At 47.1% G+C, this 16,257-nt stretch carries 17 protein-coding genes; 1 reads left to right on the forward strand and 16 read right to left on the reverse strand.

The annotated features are described in order from the left end of the window. Positions 1-293 precede the first annotated feature (293 nt). Genes DW025_RS11330 through DW025_RS11365 form a run of 8 tightly spaced genes read right to left on the reverse strand, consistent with a single transcriptional unit; the run spans position 294 to position 9,392 of the window. A complete protein-coding gene (locus DW025_RS11330; RefSeq protein ID WP_015533883.1) occupies positions 294-2,414 on the reverse strand; it encodes an RNA degradosome polyphosphate kinase in 2,121 nt (706 codons plus the stop codon). A 3-nt stretch (positions 2,415-2,417) separates the two neighbouring features. Then, positions 2,418-3,950, reverse strand: coding sequence for a Ppx/GppA phosphatase family protein (locus DW025_RS11335; protein WP_015533884.1), 1,533 nt, complete (start codon positions 3,948-3,950; stop codon positions 2,418-2,420). Between the two features lie 26 nt (positions 3,951-3,976). Continuing rightward, the gene (locus DW025_RS11340; protein ID WP_243104978.1) at positions 3,977-5,035 is read right to left on the reverse strand and encodes a prephenate dehydratase; all 1,059 of its coding nucleotides are present in this window, start codon (positions 5,033-5,035) and stop codon (positions 3,977-3,979) included. Next, complete coding sequence (gene folK / locus DW025_RS11345) at positions 4,989-5,807, reverse strand: 2-amino-4-hydroxy-6-hydroxymethyldihydropteridine diphosphokinase (protein ID WP_117875001.1); 819 nt, start codon at positions 5,805-5,807, stop codon at positions 4,989-4,991. Before folK ends, DW025_RS11340 begins: the two co-directional genes overlap by 47 nt. A 19-nt stretch (positions 5,808-5,826) precedes the next feature. Continuing rightward, a complete protein-coding gene (gene folP, locus DW025_RS11350) occupies positions 5,827-6,636 on the reverse strand; it encodes a dihydropteroate synthase (RefSeq protein WP_015533887.1) in 810 nt (269 codons plus the stop codon). A 59-nt stretch (positions 6,637-6,695) separates the two neighbouring features. Next, a complete protein-coding gene (locus DW025_RS11355) occupies positions 6,696-7,187 on the reverse strand; it encodes an HD domain-containing protein (protein WP_015533888.1) in 492 nt (163 codons plus the stop codon). Beyond that, positions 7,187-8,491, reverse strand: coding sequence for a bifunctional folylpolyglutamate synthase/dihydrofolate synthase (locus tag DW025_RS11360; protein WP_243104979.1), 1,305 nt, complete (start codon positions 8,489-8,491; stop codon positions 7,187-7,189). The genes DW025_RS11355 and DW025_RS11360 overlap by 1 nt, the downstream gene beginning before the upstream one ends. Positions 8,492-8,510: 19 nt before the next feature. Further along, the gene (locus DW025_RS11365; protein ID WP_238051350.1) at positions 8,511-9,392 is read right to left on the reverse strand and encodes a polysaccharide deacetylase family protein; all 882 of its coding nucleotides are present in this window, start codon (positions 9,390-9,392) and stop codon (positions 8,511-8,513) included. 140 nt (positions 9,393-9,532) lie between these two features. Here DW025_RS11365 and DW025_RS11370 point away from each other — a divergent pair, with 140 nt between their 5' ends. Beyond that, entirely contained in the window at positions 9,533-10,081 is a 549-nt protein-coding gene (locus DW025_RS11370) for a hypothetical protein (RefSeq protein WP_119999988.1), read from the forward strand. A 74-nt stretch (positions 10,082-10,155) separates the two neighbouring features. On the opposite strand, the gene DW025_RS11375 is transcribed toward DW025_RS11370, so the two are convergent. The 8 genes from DW025_RS11375 to DW025_RS11405 all read right to left on the reverse strand — a co-directional run bounded on the left by DW025_RS11375 (position 10,156) and on the right by DW025_RS11405 (position 16,176). Beyond that, positions 10,156-10,485 carry a hypothetical protein gene (locus DW025_RS11375; protein ID WP_055273341.1) on the reverse strand — a complete coding sequence of 110 codons (330 nt, stop codon included), beginning with the start codon at positions 10,483-10,485 and terminating at the stop codon, positions 10,156-10,158. 24 nt (positions 10,486-10,509) lie between these two features. After that, entirely contained in the window at positions 10,510-10,863 is a 354-nt protein-coding gene (locus tag DW025_RS11380) for a hypothetical protein (RefSeq protein WP_119999990.1), read from the reverse strand. A 41-nt stretch (positions 10,864-10,904) separates the two neighbouring features. Continuing rightward, on the reverse strand, positions 10,905-11,045 hold the full coding sequence (locus DW025_RS15210) for a hypothetical protein (protein ID WP_243104980.1): 141 nt from the start codon (positions 11,043-11,045) through the stop codon (positions 10,905-10,907). Positions 11,046-11,054: 9 nt separating this feature from the next. Then, positions 11,055-11,399: a hypothetical protein gene (locus DW025_RS11385; protein ID WP_243104981.1), complete on the reverse strand. Its 345-nt coding sequence runs from the start codon at positions 11,397-11,399 to the stop codon at positions 11,055-11,057. Positions 11,400-11,413: 14 nt separating this feature from the next. Next, positions 11,414-12,016 (reverse strand): bifunctional phosphoserine phosphatase/homoserine phosphotransferase ThrH, encoded by a 603-nt coding sequence (thrH, locus tag DW025_RS11390; RefSeq protein WP_015533894.1) that lies wholly within the window; start codon positions 12,014-12,016, stop codon positions 11,414-11,416. A 101-nt stretch (positions 12,017-12,117) separates the two neighbouring features. Continuing rightward, complete coding sequence (locus tag DW025_RS11395) at positions 12,118-12,528, reverse strand: hypothetical protein (protein ID WP_015533895.1); 411 nt, start codon at positions 12,526-12,528, stop codon at positions 12,118-12,120. A 9-nt stretch (positions 12,529-12,537) separates the two neighbouring features. Continuing rightward, positions 12,538-14,199, reverse strand: a complete 1,662-nt coding sequence (locus DW025_RS11400) for a S8 family peptidase (protein WP_117549245.1) — start codon at positions 14,197-14,199, stop codon at positions 12,538-12,540. Between the two features lie 138 nt (positions 14,200-14,337). Next, positions 14,338-16,176 carry a DUF885 domain-containing protein gene (locus DW025_RS11405; protein ID WP_117549247.1) on the reverse strand — a complete coding sequence of 613 codons (1,839 nt, stop codon included), beginning with the start codon at positions 16,174-16,176 and terminating at the stop codon, positions 14,338-14,340. Between the last annotated feature and the right edge of the window lie 81 nt (positions 16,177-16,257).

Here is a 16,257-nt window from a genome sequence, read left to right on the forward strand (position 1 = left end):
ATCGCTAATGACTCTCTACCTCCACACTTTTAAAATTCAATTCTCTGACATAAGAAAAGTGGATAGAACCATCTATCCACTTTCTTAATACAAAGCATATTCAAACTCAGGAAAACCCTGTAAATCTTCTAAGCTAAATATTAACCCGAGTCATGTCAGACCATGCTGAGGTGAGAGTGGATACTCTGCTTCTATGTTCACTGTTTCACACAGCAATGGTAGAATACCACATCGCCAGCCGTGTGTCAACTGTTATTTTTCTTTTGTCGATATGCCTCTGTGCTGCCTTTATATCACTCATTATCGCCGTGGGATTCAACCGGGATGAACACCCTGTCATTGTCCTCTTCCTTCACCGGCTTCTGACTCTCCTGCGCAAGCTTCACAAAATACATCTGTGAATCAAGCTTTGCCTTGCCCCTGAGATCCTGCTTCGCATATGAGCCGTCAGGCTGCATGATGTGAGCCTTGAGTGTATCCTCAAGCTGTATCTTAAGGATATTCTTTATCTTCTTCTTAAGCTCCGGATCCTCTACAGGGAACGTTATCTCAACTCGCTTGTCCAGATTTCTAGGCATCCAGTCCGCACTTCCCATGTATATATCCTCAAATCCGTCATTATAGAAATAGAATATTCTCGAGTGCTCAAGATAATTTCCAACTATGGATCTTACTGATATATTATCTGAAAGTCCCGGAACTCCTGCCTTGATACAGCATATTCCCCTGACGATGAGTTCGATCTTTACGCCTGCCTTTGAGGCATCGTAGAGCGCATTCATGATCACCGGATCACAGAGACTATTCATCTTGGCAACTATCCTTGCCTTTTTGCCCTGTCTCGCATTCTCTGCCTCACGGCCTATCAGCATGAGGAATTTGTCCTTCAGCCAGATCGGGGCAACTGCAAGCTTGTTCCACTTCTTCGGCTCTGAATATCCTGACAGCATGTTGAACACCGCCGTCGCGTCCTCTCCTATGGCATCGCTGCAGGTGAGAAGTCCCATGTCAGTGTAAAGCTTTGCGGTCTGATCATTGTAATTTCCTGTTCCCAGATGCACATATCTTCTGATTCCGTCCTCCTCGCGTCTGACAACCAGTGCGATCTTGGAATGTGTCTTAAGACCCACAAGGCCATAGATAACATGACAGCCCGCCTGCTCCAGCTTCTTGGCCCACGCTATATTGTTCTCCTCGTCAAATCTTGCCTTGAGCTCGACGAGAACAGTTACCTGCTTGCCATTTTCGGCAGCCTGTGCAAGTGCCGCGATGATAGGTGAATTGCCGCTGACACGGTAAAGTGTCTGCTTGATCGCCAGGACATCAGGATCATTTGCCGCCTGTTTTATGAACTCTATGACTGGAGTGAACTCATAATATGGATGGAACAGAAGGATGTCTCCCTTCTTTATCCTGTCAAATATATGGCTGTAATCGCCCATTCCAGGTACAGGCTGCGGTTTGTACTTAGGATACTTCAAATGGTCAAAACCATCTATGCCGTTCACCTTCATGAGGAATGTGAGATCAAGAGGTCCGTTGATCTTGTATACGACCTCGTCATCGACTCCGAGATGCTTCTTGAGCTCCTTAAGGAGCTTCTTGTCCATGGCCTCGTCCACCTCAAGTCTTATGACCTCGCCCCACTGTCTCTGCTTGAGCTGCTTCTCGATCTCCTTCAGCAGATCTGCGGTCTCCTCCTCATCTATGGAGAAGTCTGCATTTCTCATGATACGGTATGGATATGCACACACTATGTCGTAGTTCAGGAACAGCTTGTCAAGGTTCTTCTCGATAACCTCCTCCAGAAGAATTATCTCGGTAACGCCCTTCTCCTCAGAAGGAAGTCTCACGATCCTTGGAAGTACAGATGGAACCTGAACGGTCGCTATATCCGTCACGTCCTTTTTCTTATCGTATATGAGTGCACCTATATTCAGTGATTTATTGCGCACCAGCGGGAATGGTCTGGACGAGTCCACCGCCATAGGTGTGAGTACCGGGTATACATCCTTCTCAAAGTATTTGTCCACGTACTTTGCCTGCTTTGGAGTGAGATCCTCATGGTGTCTCACAAGCTTCAATCCGTTCTGGGCAAGCTGAGGGATGAGGGATCTGTTCAGTGTCTGATACTGGTTCTTCATGAACTCTTTGGTGCTGGCATGGAGTGCGTCAAGCTGCTCCCGCGCCGTCATTCCGGCTATATCCTTCTTGGTGTATCCGGCATGCACCATATCCGTGAGTGATGCTATTCTTACCATGAAGAACTCATCCAGATTGGATGCCGTTATACTCAGGAACTTTATTCTCTCAAACAGAGGAATGGTCCTGTCCTTTGCCTCGGACAGACATCTCTTGTCAAATTCAAGCCAACTGAGCTCTCTGTTATAAAATATCGGATTCTTATCTGCCATCCTTTACAACCCCCTTTTCTGTTTTAACACAGGCTTCACTCCAAAGACCTTTCTGAACAGTTCAGTCTTGGTCTTGAACACCCCTGCCTCAAGCGTAATGTCATTCAGTGTATCTACCGTCATCGTGAGCACGTAGTCCTTGAAGCTGAACTTCATATCACTTATCTTCTGCCTGTGGCTCTTGTCAAGGACATCCGCAAGTCTCAGTATGGATGCCAGCTTGGCGACCTTCATGTAATCCGCAGTCATCAGCGATACCTGTGCCTTTGTCTGTGAAGGGAGATAATACTCGTTGAACTTCACAATATTTGCAATCTCCTCCCTCTCCTTGTGGGACAGTCCAAGTATCTCCGTGGACATGATTATGTGATAGGACATCATGGTGCCCTCGTTCATATTTACAAATTTGCCACAGCTGTGGAGCATGGCTGCGATCTGGAGCTGCAGTCTCTCTCTCCTTCCGAGTCCGTGGACGCTCTTGAAGGAATCAAATATATCCAGTGCGTTCTGCGTCACATTCTGTGTGTGCTTCCTGTTGACCTTATACTTCTTGGCTATGCTGTTTGCCGATGCAATGATATCCTCGTCGAAATTCTTATTCAGCAGAAGCGTTCCGTTCTTATCCATATAATCGGCAACTATTCCGTCACAGAACGTAACATCCGGCGTGATGATATCCTCCGCCCTTGAGTTGTCGAGGAATGACTGGTAAATGATCGCCATCGGAAGCATCAGTGTCGCCCTCTCGTATGGCACACCGTATTTTTCTGAAAGGACCTCCGGGGTGGTCTCAACTACCTTGTGATAAAGCACGCGGAACTGATCTCTTGTGATCTTGTCTGTGATATTCAGCTCCGGTCCGACCTTCTTCAGATTTGCGATTCCGTCTCCTATAGCTATTATGCTCTTGATGTCCTTATCGTTTATAAAGAGGTTCCTGAACTCCTCTATGAAGTTCGATACGAACTCCTCCATGATATTCTCCAGAGCCACCGTGTCTGCGCCGTATTTTGCCAGATAATCCCTTATTCTCACGGCTCCTATAGGAAGGTTCTGTGTCTGGATCAGATTCTGCTTGTCAAATATAGATATCTGAAGACTTCCCGCTCCTATGTCCAGAAGCGCCCTGTTCTTCGTGTCGGCATCCTCAAACTTCGACTTTGCCGCATACGCCTTGTAGTTCATGAATCTCTGCTCCGAGTTGCTGAGCACTGAGACGTCGATGCCTGTGTGCTGCTTTATCCTCTCAAGGACCATGACTGAATTCTCCGCCTCACGCACAGCGGACGATGCATACGCCTTGTATTCACGCACATCGTATTCCCTCATCTTCCTGCGGAATTTGTTGAGGATCTCACATACCTTCATTATGGAATCCTCGGTTATCCTGCCACTGTTGTAGGTATCACTTCCGAGCTCAACTGTGCTGTTGACGTAATCGATCTCCCTCGCCCCTTTTTTGGGAGTTATCTCATACACCTTCATTGACAGCTCGTTAGAACCTACATCGATGGCTGCAAATACCTTACTTGCCATATCTACCCCACCTTTCATGTTACTTATCAGTATGTTCCAATTATCTTGAAATCCATAGAATCCTTATTTATATGGTCCAGCGCATCTATCGTCGCCGGATCCATGAGACTTCCCTCAAGAGTTATGAAGAATGAATATTCCCATTTTCTTCCCCTGAGAGGCCTCGACTCAATGCTTGTCATATTGAGCCCGTTATGTTTTATATGTCCAAGTATACTGTAAAGGGTTCCACTCTCATGTGGCAGTGCAAAGCATACGGATATATTTCCCGCACTCTTCACATACTCCTTTTTCTTTGACAGTATGATAAATCTCGTTGTGTTGTTCTCATTGTTGACTATATCGTCCTTGAGTATCTCAAGTCCGTATATATCTGCGGCAAGAGCGCTCGCTATGGCAGCCTGGGTAATATCACCTTCATCCCTGACCTTCACCGCACCCACTGCAGTGTTCGCAACCGGGCACTGTGCGTATCCGGCTCTGTTTAGGAATTCACTGCACTGCAGAAGCCCTTGCGGATGGGAATATACAGTCTGTATATCAGAAAGCTTTGAGCCCGGAACTCCCATGAGCATATGTGCTACCTTGACCTCGTCTCCGCCCACGATGGTCAGGCCGCTGCTACCAACCATATCATATATACCACTCACAAATCCGGCAGAGGAATTCTCTATGGGCAGGACTCCGTAATCAGCCTTGCCTCTCTTCACCGTCTCTATGACATCCTCAAATTTTGCAACATTTACATTCTTTATATCCTTGCCAAAATAGTCATGCATAGCCTGATGACTGTAAGCCCCCGGAACACCCTGGTATACAACCACCGTGTCTTTATCGACCTTCAGATGATCCACGGGCACAAACCCGCTCACCACATCAGAGCTTATATGTGCCAGCGCAACATCTCTGCCCTCAACACACGCTCTGTCGATAAGCTCATTCTTTCTGGTGATAAGCTGCTGTATCTGCTCCTCCAGACTGTTTATCTCTTCCAATGTATTCATTCTATCTATCCTTCCACTTGAAGTGTCAATTTTGTCACTGTTTGTCCAGCCCGGCACGAAGCTCGGATATTGTCTTGCCAAGCAGCGGGTGCCTCTTGTATCCCGCTATCGTGGACAATGGTTCAAGTACAAACTCTCTCTTGTGCATCTCCACGTGTGGTATGTGAAGATCCTCACTGTCATACACGACATCATCATAAAGCAGGATATCGATATCCAGAGTTCTCGGTCCCCAGTGGATCAGCCTCTCTCTTCCCGCCGCTTTCTCTATTCCATTCACCAGTCTCAGCAGTTCCTCAGGAGTCCTGAGCGTCTCTATCTCCAGACAGCCGTTCAGGAAATCGTCCTGCTCAACGCCGCCATACGGCTCGGTCTCTATAAAATCTGATACTCTTGTCACCTTGGTGTATTTATCCTTGTTCAGCTCATCTATGGCCATGTCCAGATATGATTCCCTGTCGCCGATATTTGACCCAAGTCCAAGATATGCTGTGTGCTTTTTTCTGCTTATGGACACGGACACTGTATCTACATGTACCATGACCGGAGCCCACGGCTTCTTCACCGTCACATTTACCCCTCTCACATCATCGTAAGTGAGAAGTATCATGTCTGCTATCTCCTCAGCCACAGTCTCTATCAATTTATAATTTCTGTTCTTCATGACCTTCTGTATGCCATCGCACACGCTGCCATAGTTCACAGATTTTCTTATATCATCACTTCTGCCGGCCTCCTGGGTCGACACCTGCATGGATACGTCCACCACGAACTTCTGTCCAAGGACATTCTCCTCCCTGTACACTCCGTGATGTGCAAATACCTCAAGTCCTTTTATATTGATACTGTCCATACCGCACCTCCGCTATATGTTATCTGGCACTCAGCATCGCATGCGTCATCTTGAGTGCTCTGTAGTTACTCTTCACATCGTGTACTCTGAAGAAATCGCAGCCCTTCACAAGCCCAAGCACTGATGTGGCAACTGTTCCCTCCTCGCGCTCGGTCACCGGAAGATCAAGTGTAAGTCCTATCATCGACTTTCTCGACGTTCCGAGGAGTATCGGGAGATCCCATTTGTGGAGCAGCTCCAGATTGTTCATGAGGAGCAGATTCTGATGCAGATCCTTTGCAAATCCTATTCCCGGATCCACCATGATCTTGTCCCTGTCTATGCCTGCTGCCAGAGCCATGTTAACCGACTCATCCAGATCTGATACAACATCAGCCAGATAGTCTGTGTAATCTGTGTTCTCCCTGTTGTGCATAAGACAGCACGCCTTGTCGTACTTCGCTATGACAGCCGCCATCTTCTCATCGTACTTCAGTCCCCATATATCGTTTATGAGATCTGCACCTGCATGTATACCCGCCTCAGCCACCGCAGACTTGTATGTGTCGAGTGATACTGCCACGTCGAAATCTCTCTTTATCGCCTCTATGATCGGTGCGGTCCTCTCTATCTCCTCCTCATCCGATATCTTTGTATATCCAGGTCTTGTGGACTCACCGCCAACATCTATTATCACAGCCCCCTCAGCTATCATCTTCTCTGTGGTAAACAGAGCTGTGTCCATGGTGTTATGCTGTCCTCCATCCGAAAATGAATCCGGGGTCACATTCAGTATCCCCATCACATAAGGTTCTTTTCCACTCTCAAATGTCTTGTTTCCTATTATCATCCTTTTATCCTCCAGATATAAAATATCCGCACATGACGTGCGAGCCCTTGGTACTTCCCTTAATATTTTATCCCTGTATTGCGTGCACTCTCCAGCCAGTAACACTGGTCTGATGCCTTGCAGTCAAAACAGTTTCGAGACAGCTTATCCGCATTATACAACACATATGCCAGTCCTTCCCGCTCAGCACCGTCTGTATTGTGTGAGCCTATGGCATCACATATCTGCTCATTCTCCTGCGTGGAAAATCCGCACTGCTCCAGTATCCTGCCCGCATACTCAACACTCAGCTCATGATGCTTCCTGCCGGTGTCATCAGGATCTGCCCGTCCCACATCGTGAAGAAGTGCCGCGGCATATATGATCTCCCTGTCTATCGCATATCCCTGTTCGATATTCATTATATACGCTATCCTGGCAACATCCAGGCAGTGCTCAAGTCCATGCCGGCAGAATATCCTGTCGGTCTCCTTGTTCCGCACAGTCTCCATGAGACGTCTGTATTCATCGTTGTATATGATCCTGTCCACTCTGTCCATCTCTGTCTGCATCAGCTTTCTATATATCCTCCATGTTCCGCACGGTCTATGATCGGCCCAATAAATGACAGCGAGCCAAATACCATCACCACCGGATCCTGCCTGTCATCAGCCAGCGTCATCGTCAGCCTCACAGCATCGTCCACATCTTCCTGCTCATAGACTTCATCTATATATGTCCCTGCCAGCCTTTTCAGCTCATGCCTTGAAAGTGCTCTCGGGTTATCCGGCTCAACTGCTATGAACGCAGAAGCCCCCGGCATCATGATCCTGAGCATCTGCTCATAGTCTTTGTCCTTGAACACCCCACATATATATATGAGGTCTCTTCCGGCAAAATACTCATCTATGTTCTGTCTAAGTGCTCTCCAGCCTCCCGGATTGTGTGCGCCATCCACATACACGAGAGGTTTGTCCATAAGCTTCTGGAATCTTCCCTTCCAGAACGTCGCTTTAAGTCCTCTCCTTATGTCATCCTCAGTCAGCTCATATCCAAGCCTCATGAGAACATGTGCGGTCGCAGCCGCTGTGGCACTGTTATATATCTGATATATGCCCGGAACCTGAAGTTCGTATCTCTGTCCGTCATATATATATTCACTTCCACCTACTGACTCTCTGCATATCTCTATATCCTTCTCCCTGATAAGTACCGCCAAGTCCGATATATTATTCTGCTCACATGCCATATCCCACATATCCTCAAGCTCTGAGGCAAGCGGGTACGCCACACATGGGCAGTTCTTTTTCAATATTCCAAGCTTCTGTCTGTATATATCCCTCAGGGTATTCCCGAGGAAATGCATGTGATCCATGCTTATACTTGCTATTATCGTACAGACCGGGTGGCTACACACATTTGTGGCATCCTCCAGGCCTCCCATTCCGGTCTCAAGCAACAGGAAATCGACCTTTTTGTCGCAGAAATAACAGAACGCCACCGCTGTCTCCGTCTCAAACGATGTGGGCCTTCCCCAGCCGTCCGACACCATGTCATCCGCTGCATCTTTCACCGTCTCAAGATATATGGCAAAATCCTCCTCAGACATATATTCCTTATCTATCTGAAATCTCTCAAGATATGTAAATATCGTAGGAGATATATATCTTCCCACACTGTATCCTGCACTCTCAAGTATCTCGTCCAGAAATGCGCATATCGAACCTTTGCCATTTGTTCCTGCTATATGTATAACCGGGACTGCGTCCTGCGGATCGCCCAGCCTTCTCAGCAGCTCCTTTATACTGTCAAGCCCCAGAACGCTTCCCATGGTGTCCGTATATTCTATATAACTTCTTGCCTCTTCATAAGTCATGGCATATATCCGTCCCTTCTCATCTGTGCCTGATAAGTGGTGCATTCTCATCTATAGGCAGCAGCTCATACCCATCATCCCGGAGTCTTTCAATGAGCATCGGCAGTGATTCCACCGTGGTGTGCCTCGACTCAAGATCATGCATCAATATGACCACATCGTCGTGCTGCAGTGCATCCTTCATGATATTGTCGACAAGCTGCTCCGGCGTGTAGCTGCCACACACGGCATCATTGTTCAGCGCATTCCAATCATAATATATAAGCCCCTCGGCATTCACATAGTCTATCAGGGTGTTCATATCCACTCTGGATACCGTATTTGAACTGCCGCCCGGGAATCTGTAATATACACAATTTACACCTGTTACATCATACAATAAATTTCGCAATTCCTCAATATCTTCGGAGAAATCAGCAAGGCTTCCATATATTTTATCGTAATCATGGGTGTACGAATGAAGCCCCAGTGTATGTCCCCTATCCACTATATCCCGGTAGGCATCATAATAGCTCTTGTCGCGCCCCACGACAAAAAATGTTGCCTTCACATCGTATTTATCAAGGATATCCAGTATCTCCACTGTGTTCCCGGATGGCCCATCGTCAAATGTGAGATACGCCCTCTTCGTTATCTCCGGCTCCGCATCAGACTCCGTTTCGTCCTTCTCCGGCTGCATCTCCCCGGTATCATTTGCCCCATCCACCTCCGATGGTGTGCTCTCATCCGCCCCCAGGACATTTGCCTGCTGCCTGACCGGCCCTCCGGCAGTATAAAAGCCCCACCTCGACTGGCTGATTATGTAATAACAACAGAAAATTATGGCAAGAAATATGGCAACCGCCAGCATAATATACTGCCATCTGTCAGTCACCTCCTGCACATTGTCAATTTTTTTCAAATGATCCTCGCCGCCTATAGCATTTTTTCTATTATATTATTTTATATTTTTAATTATGTGTCTATTTTTTATGCCATGAATATTTCTCAGATATACGGAGAATATAAATAGCAAATATTAAAAAAAGGAGAACATGTACAATGAAAAAATACTTTTTACTTGTGACGTGTATGACACTCACCATGATCCTCTTCTGTGGTTGTGGCAATTCAAACGGTGCTTCAAGCACTGGCTCATCTTCAGCAGCCAGCACCCAGACAACATCTGAGCCTCAGAATGGTAACAGCTCTGAGGGAAACAGCACCGACTCATCTGACAAAGGCGTTGTAGGCGGAGCAGCCGACGCTGTAAAGGATGTCGCTGACGGCGTGGCCGACGGTGTAAAGGATGTCGCTGACGGCGTGGGAAACACCGTGTCAGGCATCTTCGGTTCATTCGATGATGCCCAGGACTGGTTCATGGATCAGCTTCCCGCAGGTGACGGAAGATTCGAGGTTGCCAACAGTGACAAGGATCTCACAGAATTTTCCGGTGGAAAAACAGGCTACCACATCGAGCTCCACGACAACAATAAAGAGGGCGACACCAAGGTCGGTGATTTCTATATCGACTCCAGCGATGGCAAGGTGTACAGATCCGATGAGCACGGGAAGACATTTGCAGAGTATGATTTCTCTGATTATAAATAGATGAAATATCCCGCATGAAAAAACAAGCGGCACGGAGGTATCTGAAAACCTCCATGCCGCTTTATTCTATGTTCTTATTCTGCCACATCCGCTGCATCATCAGCTTCAGTAACAGTCACTTGTTCGTCTTCACCCTTCTTGTCTGAGCTCAGCATCTCTCCTGTGAGCGGATTGATCTTGACTCCCATCTCCGACGCAATGAGATTGTACATGTCAAACTCTCTGTCTCTGGCAGCCTTCTTTCTGGCCTTTACGCCCCTGGATCTGACCAGCTCCACTATTCCGAATCCGATCATCAGTATGCCGAAGAATATGAAGCCCGCCATATTTTTTGAAAAAAATGCATGAGCCACACTTATTGCGCCTATTCCGATCATCACGATACCCATAACGAAATTGAACATATATGCTTTACCGCCTTTCACCAATCATCTGTTTACAAACGCATCTATGCCCGCCTTCTCGAGCATTCTGTCGTATTGCTCATACATATACTGGACACTGTTCTCAAGAAGATGATAGTGCATTATGTATGGAACAAGCAGCACCATGAATGCAAGTGCAAGTATCAGCAGCGATATATTGGCCGTCACGACAAATGTTATACATGTTGCAACCGTCAATACGGCAAACAATACCAGCACTATGAGGTGGATAAGTCTCTCATGCATGAAAAATCCTACCTGCGTGAGATGTCTCTCTGCCTCCCGTGCAAAGTCCACATCATTCCTCTTTAAAAGCTCATCAATATATGCTATATACCGGTGTATCCTCTTTGCCATCTGCCGCATCTTCCTTTCCTGATCCCTGCTGAACCGTCAGGCTAGTTCATCACCTTGTTCATAAAGTGCTCCCACTGTGCGATCACCTTATCATAGTAAAAACTCAGAACATAGGATTCCTCATCCACATCTATTATCATCTGATAGCATTTTCTGTCAGCATTCTCCGAAGACTTGAGCATCTCCTTTGGCTAACCCGAATAAAATACAACCTTGCCCTCAAAGCTCTTCAGCACATCCTCATAGTCCGCCCTGTCCACAGGCTTATCCGGTACTGACTCCTGGAGGACATCGTTCGCATCGTAATACTTATGACCCTCGAGCAGAAGTGCCTCGATCTCAGGCTCAGTGAATCTGACTTGCATATCACTGGCATATCTGTCAGTATAGAGCTCATTTGCAGAGTTGTCCTCTCTGACTACCGCGCCGTCAAATTCAAATTCCAGGATTCCCTGCTTCTCCGAATATATGCATCTGATCAGAGTCGCATCCCTGAAAGAGAGCGTCTCGATCTCATCTACACTCTTGTACTTCATATCTGTATCTCCAACTAGTCCATTGCCTTCTTGATGGCCGCAAGAAGCTCATCGTATGTCTCAAATGCCTCAAGATCAGGATTGTCCGCCTTGATCTGATCTGTGCTCTTGAACAGGAAGCCTGCCTTGCTCGCATAGATCATTCCCAGATCGTTGTGGCTATCACCGCTTGCTATAGTGTCGTAGCCGATTGACTGCAGAGCCTTGACTGTTGTGAGCTTCGACTGTGGGCATCTCATCTTGAAGCCTGTGATCTCACCGTCATCTGCAACGATCAGCTCATTACAGAATATTGTAGGGTAACCGAGCTTCTTCATGAGAGGGCCTGCAAACTGTGAAAATGTATCGCTTATGATTATCACCTGTCCTATGGATCTCAGCTCATCCAGAAACTCCTTTGCTCCAGGGATAGGATCTATCTTTGCTATAGTCTCCTGTATCTCCTTGAGTCCAAGTCCGTGCTCCTTAAGTATACCAAGTCTCCAGTTCATGAGCTTATCGTAGTCAGGCTCATCCCTTGTTGTTCTCTTAAGCTCAGGTATTCCGCTTGCCTCCGCAAATGCGATCCAAATCTCAGGCACCAGTACTCCCTCTAAATCAAGACATGTTATATACATATTATATTATCCTCCGTTCTTATAAATAGTGTGAATTAATGCATGTCATACTCCTCCCGTTTCTGACCACACAAATGCATTATAGCACAGTATCACGCAGACTAACAATCACTACTTTCAGGCATTTGCCCGGACTTCTTCCATCTGTCCAGAGCGTATCCATAATCCCGAATTATCATGTCGAGCTGCACCCTTTCCGTCACTCTCATGTGGCTTCCCTTCAGGTATACTCCGTCCATGAAACCGGTCCGTATCGTCATTCCGCACTCACCTCTCATCGCAGCCGGTCTCTTCACCACACTTGCCCCCGCCGCCTTCTGAAGCTCTTCGTACCTTTCATAATTCTTCTGCCATGCCCTCATATAGGTCTCAACTTTCCTTCCCGGAATATTGACCCTCACTCCACCATAGCGTCCATCCGGCCCCGGGAAGAAATACTCTATCCTGAAGTCATTCTCACTTATTATTAGCGTACCGCCGCTCGCCAGCTCTTCTCTGCATGTTCTTCCCATAACTTATCCTCACACATTCCTGAGACTTTCAAATGTATTGTAAATGTTCAGCAGGCCATATCCCCACTCGGGATTCGGATACTGCCTGATCTCCAAAAGCCCGCCCGAACTTCCCGGTCTCACCGCTCCCCTTATCAGGTAGCCCCTTATCTGGTTGCCGTTTATATTCCTTATCATCTTTCTCCCATACGACCACTCAAGCATGATGGCACTGCAGCCCGCAGTGTACGAAGCCGCCACTGAGGTGCCGCTTCTTATAACCGTCTCCCCGCTGGCTCCTTCTCCCCTTATATTCACTCCGGGAGCGAGAAGATCCGGTTTCACCCTGCCGTCCGCCGTATAGCCTCTGCTGTTGTCGATATACAGATTACCATTTGAGTGATCATATGCGCAAGTGCATATCGCAGTCTCCGCCACCGCCGGGCTCGTTATGGTCACTCCCGGATCACTTGACACAAATCTCGTCCCCGGGGATACAAAGCTGCTTATGGGCAGCCACGCGTTAAAGCTGAGCTCCGTGGTTCCAACACCGTACACCCTTATCCGCCATATACCATTTGCCGGGGTTATAAATCTGAGCATGATGAGCTCCTGCCCAGCAGAATCCTCTACGAGAAAATAGTCGACATATATCATCCCACCTCCAAATATCGGACGGATGATCGAGCTCCTGTCATACCTCGGCGATATCCTCTCTATAAATTCCCCGCCGGGAATCTCTATGGCCACCGAGTAGGTATTGGTGGACTTACCCCATATCTCAAGTGTAAAGCTGTTGTGATCTGCCACATCGATCTCAACGACATCATATGCCCCTGTGACGATCCCGGAATAATGATGTCCTGCTCTCCCCTCGTTGCCACCGGCAGCAGATACCGCAAACCCCTGAAGATCTCCTATGTTGTTTATATATTTGTCCAGCGCTCCCGCCCCCGTATGGCTTCCACTGTTGGTCCCAAGCGTCACGAGTATGCTCATAGGCATGCGCAGCTTTTTCTGCTGCTCAAGCAGATATGCTATCGCTGTCATTATGTCAACCTCACTGTACGCATTTGCATCCGATGGAATACCATAAAAGCTGCGGAGATTCTCCTTTGCCTGCTTTAACTTCACCACCACCAGGTCTGCCGACGGAGCCACACTCACAGCCGTTCCCGCGCAGAAGCTTCCATGCCCGGTGGTATCCGTCAATATCCTTTGTCTCTCATCCACAGCAGCCTGTATCTCCTCCGTGCTATACTCCCTGCCGTAGCCGTATGATGCGTTGTCAGCCTCCTCCACAGTCTGATCCCACGCCGCAAGTATCTTTGTCTTACCCCCATCCCGCACAAATGAACTGCCAAATATATCGATCCCCGTATCAACGATGCCAAGCAGTATCCCCTTTCCGGTGAGTCCGAGTATATTTTCCTGCTGGATATTGATAACCCCTATAGCCTCAAGAGCCCCCACATCGTCCATCAGGCCGTACACTTTTGGGAAAAGATTGTACTCAAGCCTTGAAAAACTCTCCATATACCCGGCCGGAAACGGCTGATATGCCACCGCATATCTGTCGTCTATTATGTTGAGCCCGTATGGCTGATACAGATCCATCAGAGCTTCCCTGTCTCCGTTGTATTCTATTATATATTCCACATAATCCTCTGAGTAAGCAGCATCTGATATCACCGCACATTCCTCCAGGGGCAATCTATATAGTATATGCAGCAAATTCCGAATCTTTACACAAAAATACCGCAGCACGGAAATTTCTCCGGCTGCGGTATGTCTCCATCTGTACATTATATGTACCGGCTATATTCTATTTTATTGTTTTGTATCAATATACTTCTGAACCTGCTGCTTCAGGATATTGAACTGGCATGGACCTGTCTCGAGAACGACTGTATTGAACTCCTTCAGGTCAAACTTTGATCCAAGCTGTTCCTCAGCATAATCCCTGATCTCCTGCATCTCATAGAAGCCTGTTGAATAACTCTGGTATACGGCAGGATCACCTATCATGGTAGTATACAGATCGTCGGCGGCATCGCCGTTGAATCCCTTTTCATTCAGGTAATCTTTTGCTTCCTGCAGTGACCAGCCCTCATAGTTGATTCCTATATCGATCCTTCCACTTATAAGATAATTGATCTCATCGTTTAACCTGTACAGTTTTGCAACGGTGTCCGAATCAGATGCCCCATCAAATGTGTAATAGTTTATGGCATCATAGCACGCATACATTGCCCAGCCCTCCTTGTATCCAAGGAAGCTTAATATGGTACGTACCGGTTCAGGATCTGTTGACATGTAGTATGCATTCTGCAGCATGTGTCCCGGATATCCCTCATGGGCAAGTGTGGTCCACATACCATCCGTATGTTTGCCATTTACCCTGATAAGGTTGTTGTCCTGGTCATCGATCGCAGGTGACATATAGTATGCCAGCGTATTCTCCTGAATATCCTCAAGGCTCTTATCAAGCTTCTTCGCCTGATACTTTATCTCTCCAAAGTCTGGGTAGTTCTCGGTGGCTGTATTCATGAGTATATCTATTATTTCTGAAGGCTCCTTTGAGTCACTGTCTCCAAAGAGGTCATCGTAGTGCTCCACAAAATATTCATATGAATCGTACTGTGTCATGGCTATGGAATACAGATCTGTCATGAGATCTGACAGGTTGTCATCCAGCATCTGTGCCACTTCCTCAGGTGTCTTATCAGTTCCCGCAGCGTCCTTCAAAAGGTAAGCGTAATACTCTTTACCACCTTCATAGCCACACACACCGCCCTGGTTCTTACCGGTTCCCTTGAGCGATGACAGCACATCTATAACATCCTCATATGCAGGTATAAGACTTTCCGCAACGGCCTTCTTATTCTGTTCCTCAAAATCGGCTATCTCGTCCGCAGTCAGGAAGTCCAGCGCCTCGATGTTATCGTTGAACACCTGTATCATGAAGTGATTGTCCTTGTCCTTGATGAAGTCTTCGCACTGCTCGATGACCTTATCGCACACGGCATCACTCATAAAATATCCCTTCTCGGACTTTGTCTTCTCAAACTCTAGATTGTCATCAAAATAATCCCTTACCATTCCAAGCACCTGGAGATATCTCTCCACATCACCCTTGTCGTCAAAACGGTAGTCTGTGAAATATGTGGATATATTCGACTGCAGTCCCTTCATAGGTGAGAACGGCTCGCTGAGGTATATGTTCAGATAACCCTCTGACTCCGTCTCCAGATACTGATTAAGTATATCATATGTGAGCTGCTGGCTCTCCGTGAGATCGTCCCTGTCAAATGACTTGAGCTTGTCAAAGGACTCATCAAACTCAGCCTTACGTTTTTTGATTCCCTCATCGCTCATATCCGAATCGCCCAGAGATACCTCCGGCTCAGGAATACCCAGGGCATCCCCATCCTTTATCTCATAGTTGTACGAGAGTGTGTCCGATGTCACACTGTCCACATACTCATCGTGCAGATATTCCTCGAACTCCTTCTGCACCTTTGTGTAGTTGTCCGCATTATCCTTTATTGTTCCTGTGATAGTCTTCTCATCAAACATATGAGAAGTACATGCAGTCATCGACATGGCCATGGCTCCGACAACAGCAGCCACGACAAATCTTCTCATATTCTTTTTGAATCTGGTCATACATCTACTCCTTACTTAATATATTGTCCCTTCACATAACCTATCTACACATTGTATGCCATAAACCATACTATTGTCCAT

This window comes from Coprococcus sp. AF38-1 (assembly GCF_003603945.1).
Taxonomy (GTDB): Bacteria; Bacillota; Clostridia; order Lachnospirales; family Lachnospiraceae; genus Coprococcus; species Coprococcus aceti.